This is a genomic window from Staphylococcus sp. CWZ226 (assembly GCF_018986355.1).
Lineage (GTDB): Bacteria > Bacillota > Bacilli > Staphylococcales > Staphylococcaceae > Staphylococcus > Staphylococcus simulans.
The window spans coordinates 57,265-72,103 of sequence record NZ_JAHMSB010000008.1 but is presented as its reverse complement, the minus strand read 5'-3'; the positions used below and the strand labels follow the sequence as shown (position 1 = coordinate 72,103).

The following is a 14,839-nucleotide window of genomic DNA, read 5'->3' as shown; positions in this document are numbered from 1 at the left end:
GATTATAATGAATACAAATTAATATGTTTTGGATAAGGAAAAGTAACTCATTTGATTGTTTTCAGAGAACTGGTGGATGCTGCGAACCAGTAACAACAAATCAGTGAATACACCTGTTGCCTTAATAAAAAGTATCCAACGTTTGACTTAATGAACGTATCATTAATGAAAGTAACCTTTTTAAGTATGGTGGTACCGTGCAATAGATGCGCCCTTACAGAATTTTTCTGTAAGGGTTTTTTATTTTCCAAATTTCTAAAACACAGCAAACACAAAATATGAGGAGGAATATGATATGACAAATGAATTATTACAAGATTTAGAGTGGCGTGGCCTAGTTTATCAACAAACAGATGCTGAAGGTTTAAAAGCATTATTAGATAAAGAGCAAGTGACATTATACTGTGGTGTGGACCCAACTGCTGACAGTATGCATATCGGTCATTTATTACCATTATTAACTTTACGTCGTTTCCAAGAATACGGTCATAAACCTATTGTATTAATCGGCGGCGGTACAGGTATGATTGGAGACCCATCAGGCAGAACGGACGAACGTGTTTTACAAACAGAATCACAAGTTGAAGATAACGTACGTGGTATCGGTGCACAAATGGATAAAATCTTTAATTTCTCTGGTGAAGGTGCAGCACAACTTGTTAACAATAAAGATTGGTTAAGCCAAATTTCATTAATTGATTTCTTACGTGATTACGGTAAACATGTAGGCGTGAATTACATGTTAGGTAAAGACTCAGTACAATCACGTTTAGAAAAAGGTATTTCTTACACTGAATTCACATACATGATTTTACAAGCAATTGATTTCGGTCATTTAAACCGTGAATTTAACTGTAAAGTTCAAATTGGCGGCTCTGACCAATGGGGTAATATCACAAGTGGTATCGAATTAATGCGCCGTATGTACGGTCAAACAGAAGCGTTTGGTTTCACAATTCCATTAGTTACAAAAGCAGATGGTAAGAAATTCGGTAAATCCGAATCAGGTACAGTTTGGTTAGATGCTGAAAAAACAAGCCCATACGAACTTTACCAATTCTGGATCAATACATCTGACGAAGATGTTATCAAGTTCTTAAAATACTTTACGTTCTTAGATAAAGCAGACATTGAACAATTAGAAGCATCTAAAAATGAAGCACCTCATAAACGTGAAGCGCAAAAAGCACTTGCTGAAAATGTTGTAAGCTTTATTCATGGTCAAGCTGCCTTAGATGATGCGATTCGTATTTCAGAAGCATTATTCAGCGGTAATTTAAAAGCTTTGAGCAGTCAAGAATTACGTGAAGGCTTTAAAGATGTACCACAAGCTGCAGTCGGCCATGATACAACAAATATTGTTGATTTCATTGTAGAAGCGGGTATTTCTTCTTCTAAACGCCAAGCACGTGAAGATGTATCAAACGGTGCGATTTACATTAATGGTGAACGTCAACAGGATTTAAAATATGAAATTACTGACGAAGATAAAATTGATAATGAATTTACAATAGTACGTCGCGGTAAAAAGAAATACTTCATGGTGAAATACCAATAATATTATTATTTCAGAAATGAATATAAACAAATAAAACGCTTGAAGAGGAATGTCCTGCTTCAAGCGTTTTAATATGTGTTCAAACGATTATTTTTTACCTAGACGTACATCTAAATCTTGTTTCTTGCCATCACGGATAACTTTAACTTTCAATGTATCGTCCGGCTTTTTATTTTCATATAAGTAAGATCTTAAATCACTATCATCTTTAATTGCTTTACCATCTGCTTCGATGATAATGTCTCCTTCTTTAAGTTCGCTGCTGCCTGAAGCTTTCGCCACATAGACACCATCATTACGATCAGTATCTAATTCACGTTTATAACGTTCAGGAATGTCGCTCATGTTGATTGTACCGATACCAATAGAAGGGCGTTCGACTTTACCATGTTTTACAAGTTGTTCGATTGTAATTTTCACTTCATTACTTGGAATCGCAAATCCGATACCTTCAACTTGTGCCATAGAAATTTTCATAGAGTTGATGCCGACAAGATCGCCATCTAAATTGACTAAAGCACCGCCTGAGTTACCAGGGTTGATTGCTGCATCGGTTTGTAGCACTGACACTTTATTATTACCGGCAGATGTTTGTGTTTCAATCGTACGTTCATTTGCAGAAATGATACCTGATGTCACAGTATTCGCAAATTCTAATCCTAATGGGTTACCAATCGCAAAAACGCTGTCTCCTGTTTTAACTTTTGATGAGTTTGCGAATTGGATAGCTTTAGTGCCCGGTGCATTTTCGATTTTTAATACCGCGATATCAGTTAATGCATCTTTGCCGACTAATTTAGCATCGACTTTTTTTGTATCATGTAATTGAACTTTGATTTCACTTGCACCATCCACCACATGATTGTTAGTAACGATATACGCACTGTCACCGGATTTTTGATAAATTACACCAGAACCGATACCCGCTTCTTGTGATTTACCAGCAGAGCCATTGAAGAAATCTTCTAAGCTTTGTGCTTTCTGCATATTGATTACACCAACAATAGAAGGTGAGACATCATTGATCATTTGATTAACAGATTTATACTTTGAACTTTTACCGTCTAAGACATTACCGCCTTTACTATTTGAGGCTTCTTGTACAGTCGCACCGTCATTTGATGAATTCATCAATTTTGTGGCACCGAAGACAATTAAAGCGCCGACGATTCCCGAAAGCAAAGCGATGAGAATCACACGTAACCATGGGAACGAACGCTTAGGCGGTTGATAATTTTCGTTATAGTATTCAGTCATTGAATTCCTCCCAATATGTTTCTTTTTATTATTATCATATGTTTAGTACATAATTTCTACTATTTTGCTATGACAAACTTTATAAGATGATGACAGAATCAATAGAAGCTTGAAATAGGCTTGTTGCCAAGGGGCGGAAGTGATAGAATTTGTATAGTTAAATAAACAATTTAGTAGGTGACAGAATGTATAAATTTATCAGCAGTATTTTATATTGGATTATTGTCAAACTAAGTAAATCGCTTAAAGTTTATGGACGAGAAAATGTACCGCAACTAAATCGTTATGTGGTCACTTGCAACCATGAAAGTTATAACGAAGTGATTATGCTTGGTATGGCGCTTTACCCAAATCAAATCCATTATATGGCTAAGAAAGAGTTATTTTATAACCCGGCTTTCGGCAACTTCTTAAAATCATTAAATGCTTTTCCAGTGGATCGTGAAAATCCGGGACCAAGTACTATTAAAACACCTGTGAATTTATTGAAGAAAAATAAAACAATCGGTATGTTCCCAGCAGGACATCGTACTTCTGAAGAAACACCATTAAAACGTGGTGCAGCTACGATTGCTATGATGGCAAAAGTACCTATTGTACCTGCAGCTTATGAAGGTCCAGATAAAATTATTGGTCTAGTAACAGGCAAAGCTAAAATTATCTTCGGTGAACCGATTGATACGAACGCTTTACCAGACCATTTAAAAAAACGTCATGAAAAAGTGGACTATATTACACAAGAATTAACTAAACGTACAAGAGCCCTACAACAAGAATTAAAACAGTTACCTAAATAATAACATGACATCAAAGTCAGATGATGGTAGAGAACGCAGCTCCTTCACCGCATCTGACTTTATTTTTATGTGTTTTCAACCATTTTATATAGAGAGAGAAGGATGAACAATGTATAACTTTTTACAACGTCTTGGACGCTCATTAATGCTTCCCGTTGCTGTCTTACCAGCAGCAGCCATTATTATTGGTATCGGAAATTTATTAAAGGCATTAGAGGTTACACCGACTTTAGCTGAATTTATTTTCCAAAGCGGTATCGCAGTTTTAGAACAACTCGGCTTACTTTTCGCGATTGGTGTGGCATTAGGTATGGCCAAAAAGAACGATGGTTCTGTGGCACTTGCGGCAGTTGTTGGTTACTTTGTCGTGACGTCAGTATTAAAAACAGAAACTTTAGCAAAAATTTTAAGTGTAAAAGAAGATAGCTTAAACATCGGTTTTACCGCTATGAATAACCAAAACGTATTTATCGGCTTAATTATCGGTTTAATTGCGGCATTTTGTTACAACAAATTCAGTGGGACCGAATTACCGACTGCTTTGTCATTCTTTAGTGGTAAGCGTTTAGTACCTATTATGACAGCATTCTTATCGGTTATTTTGACGATTATTTTATTATTTGTATGGCCATTCGTGTATAGTGGTATTATTTCATTTGGTAAATGGATTATGGATTTCGGTGCATTCGGTGCATTCCTGTACGGATTTTTCAACCGTTTATTAATTCCAACTGGATTACACCACGCATTAAATTCAGTATTCTGGTTTGATTTAGCAGGTATTAATGATATTGCGAAATTCCAAACAGGAGAAGGTGCGGTTAAAGGTATCACAGGCAGATATATGGCTGGATTCTTCCCAGTGATGATGTTTGGTGTGCCAGCAGCTGCTCTTGCTATGTATCAAACAGCAGATTCTAAACAAAAGAAACGTGTTGCTGGTTTAATGCTCGCTGGTTCGATTTCAGCCTTCTTTGTAGGTGTAACTGAACCGATCGAATTCGCATTTATGTTTGCAGCTCCAGTATTATTTGTAATTCATGCATTGTTAACAGGTTTATCTTTATTCATCGCTGCACTTTTCCATTGGACTGCAGGTTTCTCATTTAGTGCAGGACTGATTGACTTCTTATTATCATTAATCAATCCGGTTTCTAATCATCCATGGATGTTGATGGTACAGGGTGTTGTCTTCTTTGTAATTTATTATGTAGTGTTCAGAGTGGCTATTTCAGTCTTTAATTTAAATACTCCTGGTCGTGGAGATGAAAAGATTGCTGACCCTGTGGATGAAGAAGGTGTATCAAGTGAGTCAGGCAAAGGTGGCAAATATAGCGTAATGTCTACACAAATTATTTCTGGATTAGGTGGTAAAGAAAATATTACTTCACTAACGAACTGTGCTACACGTTTACGTTTAGAAGTGGCAAATATCGATCAAATCGATAAAGCGCAAATTAAACAATCCGGTGCTGCGGGTGTAACAACAAGCGGACAACATAATGTTCAAGTCATTATCGGAACACAAGTACAACAAGTCGCAGATGAAGTAGAAAGACAATTAGAATCAGAATAAAGTCATAAGAACGGAGACGCTTTAAGAAGAGTTGTCTCCGTTCTATTGCTTATTTATGTATAACTTTGTATAATATTAATTATTCTGAATTTTCCGAAGTAGGTGGAGAAATGAAAGCAGTATTATTTGATGTTGATGGTGTATTTTTAAGTGAAGAAAGATGTTTTGATGTTTCAGCATTAACGGTATACGAAATGCTGATGAGTCAGTACTTTTTAAAATTAATGCCGACTGTGACATTTAATTCTATTAATGACAGCGAAATCAACTTGATTCGCCAAGTTGTTTTTGATCAAGATAACATTTTAAATGCGATGAAATCTCGTGGTTTGAATTCCAACTGGGATATGTTGTTTATTGTGTTATCCATTCATTTGATAGATTTACTCAAAACGTTATCGAAAGAGGACAGGGAAGCCTTTTTAACAGCACATCCTTTTACAGATGTGACCATTCAAGAAGTAGGAGACTTGGTCGGTCGTCAACAAGTCGACTTTATGAAGCCGCTTCACTTTATCGAAAACGCAGAATCAGGTAAAACAAAAATTTACCGTGATTTACGCAACTATGCGGCAGAACAACTTGATACAAAACATACTGAGTTATTTGAAATCCGCAGTCCCTTATGGGAAATTGCACAAGAAGTATTCCAAGAATGGTATTTGGGTCATCGTTTATATCGAAAAGTTGAAGAAAAAATACCGAGAAGCGATTTTAAAACAGGTTATATTTATCATGAAGAAGAATTGGCTGAAGCGGATCAACTCAAAACTTTATTAAGTGACTTAAAAGCAGCTGGCTATACGCTCGCAGTTGCGACAGGTCGACCAAGAACGGAAACGTTAGTGCCATTTGAAGATAAAGGCTTTTTAAAATACTTTGATGAGTCACACATTGTATCAGCGAGTGAAGTGTTAAAGGCAGAAGAAATGTTCCCTGAACTTAAACCATTAGGTAAACCGAACCCGTTTTGTTATGTTGCCGCATATAACGGTAACAATGAAGCGGATTATCAAAATTACGCCGAACAACAAGAACAGGTATTTGCTGGAGAAGAGATATACATAGTCGGTGACTCTCTTGCAGATTTATTCAGTGCACAAAAGACAGGTGCAACGTTTATCGGTACTTTAACCGGTTTAAAAGGTAAAAAAGCAAAAGAAGAATTAGAATCATATCACGCAGATTATATTGTGGATAATGTATTAGATATTCGTTCAATTTTATTGTAATGAAAAACCGGCAAACTTGGATATTATTTCCAGTTTGCCGGTATTTTTGTGATTATTATTTATTTAAGTCTACAAATTGAATAGATTCAAATCCATCGATTTGATGTAATGCAGCGATAACTTCGTCAGAAACAGGCATATCGACTGAGATAATCATCATCGCATTACCGCCTTGTGTAGTACGTCCTAAGTGCATAGAAGCGATGTTGATATCATATTCACCTAAAATTTGTCCTGTGCGTCCTACGATACCTGGACGGTCTTGGTGATGAATGACTAATTGATATTTTTCTGGTTTGAAATCAACAGGGTAGTCATTGATTTGAACGATACGTGGACCATAGCCGTTTAAGACAGTGGCACCGACTGTTACTTTACGATCACGGTTAATCATTGTTAATTCAATATAGTTGTTGAATGAACGTGATTTCGCATCTTTTTCCACATTATAAACAACGTTTTGTTCATTTAATAAGAAGAGGGCATTAACCAAGTTTACACGTTCAGCTAGATCTTGAGATAAAATTCCTTTAGCAATCGTACGTGTTAAAATATTTGTATCTTCTTTAACTAATTCACCGCTGAATTTAATTTTCAATTCACGTGGTGCTTTACCTAATAATTGGATACATACTTTGCCGACCATATCACATAAGTTCAAGTATTCTTGTAACTCATTATCTTCTTCGCCAAAAATCATTTTTGGTGCATTGACCGCATGTCGGACATTACCTGTGTGGAAGAATTCTTCTATTTCATTTGAAACAGAGACGGCCACTTTTTCTTGAGCTTCAACTGTTGAAGCACCTAAGTGCGGTGTTACAACAATTTTATCATGCTTAGTTAAAGGTGAATCAGTTGCAGGTTCATGTTCAAATACGTCAATAGCAGCACGTGCAATTAAACCTTTATCTAAAGCATCAACTAAAGCTTGTTCATCAATAATACCGCCACGTGCAACGTTGATGATTTGTAAATTTGGTTTTGCTTGAGCAAAGAAATCAGCATTGATTAAACCTTTCGTTTTAGGTGTCAGTGGGGTATGGACTGTTACAAAATCAGCACGTTGTGCAATTTCATCAACTGAGGCACGCTCGATATCTAGTTCTTTTGCTTTTTCAGCAGTTAAGTAAGGATCAAATGCGATAATTTTCATACCAAAACTTTTCGCACGTTTAGCGACACCTAGACCAATACGTCCTGTACCGATGATACCAAGTGTTTTATGATACAACTCTGTACCCTTAAATTGAGAACGATTCCATTTACCTTCTTTTAATGATTGGTTGGCTTCAGGTATTTGACGCGCCATCGCAAGTATCATTGCCATTGAATGTTCTGTTGCTGAAATGGTATTACCATCAGGGGCATTAATCACTAATACACCATGCTTTGTAGCTGCATCTCTATCAATATTATCGACACCGACACCTGCACGTGCAATGATTTTTAAATTTTCAGCAGCTTCAATGACTTCAGGTGTTACCTGTGTCTGGCTTCGTATGATTAAACCGTCATATGCTTTAATTTTTTCTATTAGTTCATCAGGAGAAAGTCCTGTATCAATATCTACTTCGAAATCTGGATCGTCTAATAAAGTTTGTAAACCATCTTTAGCGATGGGATCTGATACTAAAATTTTATACATAAGCTTTTACCACCTCTAAATATGCTGTAGTACCTTTGCCGATATATGTTTGATGACGTATTTCTGAAAGTACAATTTCTAATGCGCTGATGCATTGTAAAATGTCGGCAGTATCGATTTGACCTAAATGACCAATACGTAGAATTTGACCTTTTAATTTACCTTGACCGCCAGCAATTGTGATATTGAAACGGTCTAGCAATTCATTTTTAATCGTTGAGACTTCGCTTGGAGAATTTGGCACAAATGCGGTTACAGTTGGTGAAGCAAATTCATCTTTAACAAGTAATGGCAAGTCTAAAGCTTTTAATGCAGCTCTTAAACCATCTCTGATGACGTTATGGCGTTCTATTACGTTTTTAAAGCCTTGTTCTTCAATCCAATCTGCATAGGCAGCGACACCTTTATACAGACTCACATTCGGTGTAAATGGTGTTGAATTTTTTTCAGCAGAAGCAATATATTTATTGAAGTCTAAATAAAAACGAGGTGTTTTAACTTCTGCAAAACGTGCTTTAGCACGATCAGAATAAGCCGCAAATGCCAAGCCTGGTGGTAACATGATTGCTTTTTGACTTCCTGACACTAAGACATCAATGTAGTCACGTTTTAAGTTGACATCTACAGCCCCGACACAGCTTACACCGTCTACTACAAAGTATGTTTCTGGGAAGTTTTTGTGAATCGCTTTACCCAATTCATGAATAGGGTGAAGGACAGAAGTCGATGTTTCACAATATTGACTGTAAACGGCAGTTACAGGTTCTGGTAATGCTTTTAGATATTGAATAAATGCCTCAACGTCTACTGCTGCTCCCCAAGCTACTTCAAAGACATGTACATTTTTAAAATATGTTTGAGCGATTTGTTTATAACGATTACCAAAGGCACCAGAAACAATTACAGCCACATGGTCATTCGGATTTAACAGATTAACCATACTTGCTTCTAAAGCGCTTGTCCCACTGGAAGTAAAGATTAAAACGTCGTTTTCAGCCCCGAATACAGGTTTTAACCCTTTATATGCTTTTTCTGCAATTGCTTCAAATTCTTTTGTGCGATGACCAATCATCGGTTCTTGAATGACACGTTGAATGCGTTCAGGAATCGGAGTTGGTCCAGGTGTCAATAACAATGGATGATGATACATATAGATTTCCCCCTAATGTAAGATTCATTAATCTTACCAAATATTCTGAAAATAATAAAGGCAATTTAAGTATACTTTTACTTAAAATTGATGATTTTATATTAAACTGATATTGTAAGCGTTTTAATATAAAATAACAAGCAACCCAACCAAAGTTGGGTCACTGTTATAGAATGACTGCATCGATTTCAATCTCAACATTACCTCTGATTGAATTAGATATCATGCAGTTATTGTCAGCAATTTTTAAAAGTTTATCTAATCTTTTTTCGAGTGCTTCTTTTTGATCAGCATCAACAGTAATTTTAGGATGATGCGTAATTTTCTCCATTTTGAATTTACCGTTATTGAGAGAAGCGGTCCCGACTGAAGATTGGTTAATAGAAATATCAGTGAAATGCGCACGTTCTAGAGTTGCTGCTAATGAAATGATATAACAAGAAGAGGCAGCAGCAATTAACATTTCATCTGGATTTGTACCTTCGCCAACACCTCCAAGCGAGCTTGGAATAGAAATAGACTCGTTTAAAACATCGCCTTTAACAGTGCCAGTTTCATCTCTGCCGCCGCTCCATTGCGTTGTCACAATAAAATCATGTTCTGCCATATCTCTTTGACCTCCGTTTAAATTATGATAGATTGTTTTTACAATCATATTAAAAGGGTGAATAACATGGAAAAAGTCATTCCGAGTGAGGATTTTCAAATTATTGCACATCGTGGATTTTCATTAGACTATCCAGAAAATACGTTACTGGCTTATAAAGCAGCATTGAACGCTTCAGTAGATATGCTAGAAATTGATGTGCATTTAACTAAAGATCATCAACTCGTTGTTATCCATGATGATAAAATAGATCGAACTTCTAATGGAAGTGGGTATGTTAAAGATTATACGCGAGATGAATTAAAAAGCTATGATTTCGGTTCATGGAAAGATGCGACATTTATAGGCGCAAAGATTATGACATTTAAAGAAGTCGCAAAGTTAGTTGAACCACATGATACGACTTTACTGATTGAGATTAAGAAGCCAAGTAAATATCCAAATATAGAAGAACAATTATTAAAAGAAATAGAAGATGCCCATTTAGATGCAGATAAGGTCATTATCCAATCATTTGATGAAAGAAGTATAGAGAAAATTTCTAAACTTACACGAAAGTATTCTCTTGGTGTGTTGTTAAGTAAGAAAAAATATTTGTTTAAAATGCCGAATTTTAATAAATTAGCTAAATTTTGTGAGTATGCTAATCCTAATTATGAACTCGTTAACCAAAAGTTTATAGAAAGGGCACACTTGCATCACTTAAAAGTATTGCCTTATACAGTCAATGATATCAATGATATTAGAAAACTAATGATTGATGGGGTAGATGGCATCATTACAGATGGCCCAAATCATTATTTTGAATTAGATTGATTAATTAGAATACCACTTGTATAATTAAATTATCTAATTAACAGAAGGGAAGATAAGAGAAGAACGATTGAGAACTCATATCTGTTTTTCTCGAACAACGATGAAATTTAACCTCAAACCCATCCAAAGACTGGATAAAAAAGAGTTATTAAGCTGGGTAATCATCATTATAGGAGTTACTATCTATAGAGTAGTAAAACGAAAAAAAGCCAAAGCGCATCGTGCATAATAAAAGGATGTCTGATTTTACAGGCATCCTTTATTTTTTATTCATTTTTATGTCTGATATATTGAATCGTTCATTAATCATGTTATAAGCCCAAGGCAGATACTTTGTGAAACCATAAAAGAATCCAAATAACGCAAAAATCGCTTCACCATTATCTTGGGTAATTGATAATAAAATCAAAGTACTAACAAATACATACACGTTAACCACTAAAACGATAAACGCAAAACTTTTTATTACGTTATCTACTTCGTCATTTTTAAAATATTGATACGTCATAATAATAGCTGAAAGTACAAAAGAAATCGCAAGGGATAAAGATAATGCAAAGCCGAAGTTGGCTATAAAAGCATCAATGATCACTTTTAATATTGATTTTTCAAAATAACTTTTATCAAAGTATTCAGTAAAACTTGGTAAGAAGATGAAACCAGAAACAAGATAAACACCTGCCAGTATCATAATCAATCTATTATTTTTCAACCAGTTTTTCACGTTGCATATCTCCTTCTATTTAGTAATTATATTATGACGCAAACAACTGAATAATACTAGCGCTTATAAAAGGGAAGGGGAAAATTAACATAAAAAAATACTGCACCTTTTGAAAAGATGCAGTATCGAAATCTCGAAATTATTATTTACCTGAGTAGTACTCAACGATAAGTTGTTCGTTGATTTCAGCTGGTAATTCGCTACGTTCTGGAATACGTACGAAAGTACCTGATAATTTTTCTTCGTCGAATTCTAAGTATTCTGGTACGAAGTTGTTGATTTCAACTGATTCAAGGATGATGTCTAGTTTTTGAGATTTTTCTCTAACTGAGATCACTTGACCTGGTTTTAAAGTGTATGATGGGATATCAACGCGTCCACCATCTACTTCGATGTGTCCGTGGTTTACTAATTGACGTGCTTGACGACGTGTACGTGCTAAACCTAAAGCATATACAACTGCGTCTAAACGACGAGCAAGTAAACGCATGAAGTTTTCACCGTGAACACCAGATTGTTTACCAGCGATATCGAATGTGTTACGGAATTGTCTTTCAGTGATTCCATATAAATAACGTAATTTTTGTTTTTCACGTAATTGAATCGCATATTCTGATAATTTTTTTCTTTGGTTTGGACCATGTTGACCTGGTGCGTAAGGGCGTTTTTCTAACTCTTTACCAGTACCGCTTAAAGAGATACCTAAACGACGAGATTTTTTCCAGTTTGAACCTGTAAATCGAGCCATGTTAAGACTCCTCCTTTTGTTTTTTGTAGTTGTTATGAAAAAACAAAGAAGAGTATTGTATGCTTAATAGGATATATTGTTTTGTGTGTCCTCGCCTCATAGCTCCGGTTACACGGCACGTCCGCGTTGGGAACAACATAGAGCCTATTAATATACAATTGCTACTTTCGTTATTTCACACAAAGAGTATTGTACCATTATGACGAATAAAGTCAAGGGTTTATCTATATTTCCATGCAAAACAATTATTTCACTGTTCGTGCAATTTGTTCTTCAAGAATTTTCATTAATGAGACTAGGCCTTCTTCATCAGTTTGAGTAAAGCGTCCTGTGATCGGTGCATCAATATCTAATAAACCGATGACTTCACCGTCGCGATGCAATGGAATGACAATTTCTGATCGGCTACGTGCATCACATGCGATGTGATCAGGGAATTGGTGAACATCTTCTACACGTTGAACGATATCTTTTTCAACAGATGTTCCGCAAACACCACTGCCGACTTGAATAGGTGTACAAGCAGGTCTGCCTTGGAAGGGCCCTAAAATGAGTTGTCCTGCTTCCATTAAATAAAAACCAATCCAATTAATATTATCTAAGTTTTCGTTTAAAAGGGCAGAAGTGTTACTTAGCAAAGTGATTAAATATTTTTCATCTGCATTTAAACCTTTCATTTGTTGTGCAATTGATTGGTAGTTTGTCGTCGTTTGTTTCATAAATAATGACCTCTTTTCTGTCTAGCATTTTCCATATTATAATATGGACATCTATAAGACTTCAATTTAAGGTGCTTAATCAGCAATTCGTATAAAGAAAATTAATATTTTATTTTAATGAGGCAAGAAATTACGCTATAATGAGAAGTGATTAAATAGGAGGAGAAAACAATGGCACTGTATATCATCTTAGCAATTATAATTATTGCACTTATAATTGTCGGTATCATGTTCTATCTCCGTTCTTCAAAACGTCAAGTGGTCGAAAAAACCGAAGAGCGCAAGATAGAGGTTGAGAAACTAACATTAGACGATCGTCTGAGAGAGTTGGACGATTTAACCCTTGAGGGTGAAACACAACTAGAATATGACCGCTTAAAGCGCGAATCATTAAAAAATACTAATGATAATTTAAGTCCGGTTGAAGAGAAAATTCATAATGCGGAAGAAAACTTTGATAAATTCAAATTTGCTGCAGCACAAGCTGAGTTAGACGATGCAAACGCATTAATGGATCGTTATGAAAGTCAACATGCAAAATTAACTGAAGAAGTTGAAAACATTTTAGCTTTGCATAAAGAAAGTGACCGCTTATTTGAAGAAAGCAAAGTTGCATACCGTGAAATGAAACGTGATGTTTTAGCAAACCGTCATCAATTCGGTGAAGCGGCAGCACCATTAGAAAAAGAAATTGAGTTGTTCGAACCAGAGCTTGTTAAGTATACTGAGTTAAAAGAAGAGGGGAACTACAAACAAGCTTATGAGCATATTAAAACGCTCAATGAAGACATCAATTACTTACAAAAAGATATGCAAGAAATTCCGGAATTAATCCGAGAAGCGCAAAAAGAACTTCCAGGTCAATTCCAAGACTTGAAATATGGTTGCAGAGACTTGAAAGTTGAAGGCTATGATTTAGATCATGTTAAAGTCGACAGTAACTTACAATCAATGAAAACAGAGTTGAGCTTTGTTGAGCCGATGATCAGTCGTTTAGAACTTGAAGAAGCAAACGACAAATTAAACGCTATCAATGATCAACTTGATGAAATGTATGATTTAATCGAGCATGAAGTGAAATCAAAAAATAAAGTAGATGAAACGAAAGAAGTTATCACAAATGACTTGTTCCGTGCGAAAGATACAAATTATACATTACAAACGGAAATTGAATATGTACGTGAAAATTACTATATCAATGAGACAGACATTCAAAATGTACGTCAATTTGAAAATGAAATTCAAAACTTGATTTCAGTTTATGATGAAATTTTAAGAGAAATGTCAAAATCGACAGTACGTTATAGTGAAGTTCAAGACAACTTAGCGTATATCGAAGATCACGTTAAAGTGATTAATGAAAAACAAGAAAAACTTCAAAATCATTTAATTCAATTACGTGAAGATGAAGCTGAAGCAGAAGATAACTTGTTACGTGTGCAAAGTAAGAAAGAAGAAATTTATCGTAAGTTATTAGCTTCTAACTTAACAAGTGTTCCAGAACGCTTCATTATTATGAAAAACGAAATTGACCATGAAGTGCGTGAAATCAACAGTCAGTTTGATGAACGTCCAATCCATGTGAAGCATTTGAAAGATAAAGTTACAAAAGTTGTCTTACAAATGAATAATTTCGAAAATGAAGCAATGGATGTTTTAGTCAATGCAGTTCTTGCTGAAAAATTAATCCAGTATGGTAACCGTTATCGTAAAGATGACAGCAGCATTGATAAGAGCTTGAATGAAGCAGAACGTCTATTTAAAAATAATAGATACAAACGTGCGATTGAAATTGCAGAACAAGCTTTAGATTCAGTAGATCCAGGGATCTCACAACGTATTGAAGATGAAGTTGTTTCACAAAGTCAAATTTAGTACTTTATACAAGAAGGCGAGAGCAGTATTTTGTTCTCGCCTTCTTTTTGCTTATTGAGAATTCATTGATTTGTGGTAAAATATTAAAATTGGAACAAAAGACTCAAAAAGATAGAATTCATTAAGTGGAAG

Annotated in this window: 13 protein-coding genes; 6 read left to right on the top strand and 7 right to left on the bottom strand. The window is 35.3% G+C overall.

What is annotated here, in order from left to right:
- Nucleotides 1–295 precede the first annotated feature (295 nt).
- Nucleotides 296–1,558: a tyrosine--tRNA ligase gene (gene tyrS, locus KRR19_RS07975; RefSeq protein WP_105978463.1), complete on the top strand. Its 1,263-nt coding sequence runs from the start codon at nt 296–298 to the stop codon at nt 1,556–1,558.
- Between the two features lie 87 nt (nt 1,559–1,645).
- On the opposite strand, the gene KRR19_RS07970 is transcribed toward tyrS, so the two are convergent.
- Entirely contained in the window at nt 1,646–2,815 is a 1,170-nt protein-coding gene (locus KRR19_RS07970; RefSeq protein ID WP_002481203.1) for a S1C family serine protease, read from the bottom strand.
- Between the two features lie 185 nt (nt 2,816–3,000).
- Here KRR19_RS07970 and KRR19_RS07965 point away from each other — a divergent pair, with 185 nt between their 5' ends.
- The 3 genes from KRR19_RS07965 (at nt 3,001) to KRR19_RS07955 (ending at nt 6,420) form a co-directional block, all read left to right on the top strand.
- On the top strand, nt 3,001–3,612 hold the full coding sequence (locus tag KRR19_RS07965) for a lysophospholipid acyltransferase family protein (protein WP_002481202.1): 612 nt from the start codon (nt 3,001–3,003) through the stop codon (nt 3,610–3,612).
- A 109-nt stretch (nt 3,613–3,721) separates the two neighbouring features.
- A complete protein-coding gene (gene nagE, locus KRR19_RS07960; RefSeq protein ID WP_002481201.1) occupies nt 3,722–5,188 on the top strand; it encodes an N-acetylglucosamine-specific PTS transporter subunit IIBC in 1,467 nt (488 codons plus the stop codon).
- A 110-nt stretch (nt 5,189–5,298) separates the two neighbouring features.
- Complete coding sequence (locus tag KRR19_RS07955; protein ID WP_156666918.1) at nt 5,299–6,420, top strand: HAD family hydrolase; 1,122 nt, start codon at nt 5,299–5,301, stop codon at nt 6,418–6,420.
- Nucleotides 6,421–6,475: 55 nt separating this feature from the next.
- Here the strand turns inward: KRR19_RS07955 and serA are convergent, their stop codons facing one another.
- From serA to KRR19_RS07940, 3 genes are all read right to left on the bottom strand, one after another.
- Nucleotides 6,476–8,068 (bottom strand): phosphoglycerate dehydrogenase, encoded by a 1,593-nt coding sequence (serA, locus tag KRR19_RS07950; protein WP_002481199.1) that lies wholly within the window; start codon nt 8,066–8,068, stop codon nt 6,476–6,478.
- Complete coding sequence (locus KRR19_RS07945; protein WP_002481198.1) at nt 8,061–9,218, bottom strand: pyridoxal-phosphate-dependent aminotransferase family protein; 1,158 nt, start codon at nt 9,216–9,218, stop codon at nt 8,061–8,063. Before KRR19_RS07945 ends, serA begins: the two co-directional genes overlap by 8 nt.
- 166 nt (nt 9,219–9,384) lie before the next feature.
- Complete coding sequence (locus tag KRR19_RS07940; RefSeq protein WP_070863811.1) at nt 9,385–9,825, bottom strand: OsmC family protein; 441 nt, start codon at nt 9,823–9,825, stop codon at nt 9,385–9,387.
- Between the two features lie 66 nt (nt 9,826–9,891).
- On the opposite strand from KRR19_RS07940, the gene KRR19_RS07935 reads away from it, so the two are divergent.
- Nucleotides 9,892–10,641 (top strand): glycerophosphodiester phosphodiesterase, encoded by a 750-nt coding sequence (locus tag KRR19_RS07935; RefSeq protein WP_002481196.1) that lies wholly within the window; start codon nt 9,892–9,894, stop codon nt 10,639–10,641.
- 259 nt (nt 10,642–10,900) lie between these two features.
- Here the strand turns inward: KRR19_RS07935 and KRR19_RS07930 are convergent, their stop codons facing one another.
- The 3 genes from KRR19_RS07930 to KRR19_RS07920 form a co-directional block, all read right to left on the bottom strand.
- Nucleotides 10,901–11,365, bottom strand: coding sequence for a hypothetical protein (locus tag KRR19_RS07930; protein ID WP_002481195.1), 465 nt, complete (start codon nt 11,363–11,365; stop codon nt 10,901–10,903).
- Between the two features lie 142 nt (nt 11,366–11,507).
- Nucleotides 11,508–12,113, bottom strand: a complete 606-nt coding sequence (rpsD, locus tag KRR19_RS07925; protein WP_002481194.1) for a 30S ribosomal protein S4 — start codon at nt 12,111–12,113, stop codon at nt 11,508–11,510.
- Nucleotides 12,114–12,358: 245 nt separating this feature from the next.
- Nucleotides 12,359–12,832, bottom strand: a complete 474-nt coding sequence (locus KRR19_RS07920; RefSeq protein ID WP_107540277.1) for a GAF domain-containing protein — start codon at nt 12,830–12,832, stop codon at nt 12,359–12,361.
- Nucleotides 12,833–13,003: 171 nt separating this feature from the next.
- Here KRR19_RS07920 and ezrA point away from each other — a divergent pair, with 171 nt between their 5' ends.
- A complete protein-coding gene (ezrA, locus tag KRR19_RS07915) occupies nt 13,004–14,707 on the top strand; it encodes a septation ring formation regulator EzrA (RefSeq protein WP_002481192.1) in 1,704 nt (567 codons plus the stop codon).
- The last annotated feature ends 132 nt before the right edge of the window (nt 14,708–14,839 follow it).

Coding starts and splice junctions, on each gene's coding strand:
- tyrS (WP_105978463.1), top strand. CDS start 296: ATGACAAATGAATTATTACAAGATTTAGAGTGGCGTGGCCTAGTTTAT.
- KRR19_RS07970 (WP_002481203.1), bottom strand. CDS start 2,815: ATGACTGAATACTATAACGAAAATTATCAACCGCCTAAGCGTTCGTTC.
- KRR19_RS07965 (WP_002481202.1), top strand. CDS start 3,001: ATGTATAAATTTATCAGCAGTATTTTATATTGGATTATTGTCAAACTA.
- nagE (WP_002481201.1), top strand. CDS start 3,722: ATGTATAACTTTTTACAACGTCTTGGACGCTCATTAATGCTTCCCGTT.
- KRR19_RS07955 (WP_156666918.1), top strand. CDS start 5,299: ATGAAAGCAGTATTATTTGATGTTGATGGTGTATTTTTAAGTGAAGAA.
- serA (WP_002481199.1), bottom strand. CDS start 8,068: ATGTATAAAATTTTAGTATCAGATCCCATCGCTAAAGATGGTTTACAA.
- KRR19_RS07945 (WP_002481198.1), bottom strand. CDS start 9,218: ATGTATCATCATCCATTGTTATTGACACCTGGACCAACTCCGATTCCT.
- KRR19_RS07940 (WP_070863811.1), bottom strand. CDS start 9,825: ATGGCAGAACATGATTTTATTGTGACAACGCAATGGAGCGGCGGCAGA.
- KRR19_RS07935 (WP_002481196.1), top strand. CDS start 9,892: ATGGAAAAAGTCATTCCGAGTGAGGATTTTCAAATTATTGCACATCGT.
- rpsD (WP_002481194.1), bottom strand. CDS start 12,113: ATGGCTCGATTTACAGGTTCAAACTGGAAAAAATCTCGTCGTTTAGGT.
- KRR19_RS07920 (WP_107540277.1), bottom strand. CDS start 12,832: ATGAAACAAACGACGACAAACTACCAATCAATTGCACAACAAATGAAA.
- ezrA (WP_002481192.1), top strand. CDS start 13,004: ATGGCACTGTATATCATCTTAGCAATTATAATTATTGCACTTATAATT.